Source organism: Streptomyces bugieae (genome assembly GCF_036352915.1).
Taxonomy (GTDB): Bacteria; Actinomycetota; Actinomycetes; order Streptomycetales; family Streptomycetaceae; genus Streptomyces; species Streptomyces endophytica.
The window spans coordinates 1-464 of sequence record NZ_JAZBJP010000138.1 but is presented as its reverse complement, the minus strand read 5'-3'; the positions used below and the strand labels follow the sequence as shown (position 1 = coordinate 464).

Sequence of the window (464 nt, the reverse complement as noted above, 5' to 3'; positions counted from 1 at the left end):
GTACAGGAGAACCAAGATGTCCCCCGACGGTCGTACGACCAGCGGTCTCGCCAATGACTTCGTGAACGGCAGCGTGTCGTTCTGGTATCGCGCGGCGGGCTGGCCGGAATCAAGACCGGCTCTGCCCGGTTCGCTGGAAGCCGACGTCTGCATCGTCGGAGCGGGGCTGACCGGTTTGTGGGCAGCCTATTATCTCAAGCGTGAACAGCCTGACCTCCGAATAGTCATGTTGGAGAAGGAGTTCGCCGGGTTCGGAGCGTCCGGCCGCAACGGTGGATGGCTGTCCGCCGAGCTCGCCGGATCCCGCGACGCCTATGCCTCCACGCACGGCCACGATGGCGTCGTCGCACTCATGAGGGCCATGCGGGGTGCCGTCGACGAGGTCATCGGTGTCACGAAGTCCGAAGGCATCGACGCCGACATCGTCAAGGACGGCGTGCTTCATGTGGCGCGCAACCAGGCAC

1 protein-coding gene is annotated in these 464 nt (G+C 64.4%); it reads left to right on the top strand.

The window, feature by feature from the left end; genetic code table 11:
- Positions 1-16 precede the first annotated feature (16 nt).
- A partial coding sequence (locus V2J85_RS40565) for an NAD(P)/FAD-dependent oxidoreductase (protein WP_330824386.1) occupies positions 17-464 on the top strand: 448 nt, incomplete at its 3' end.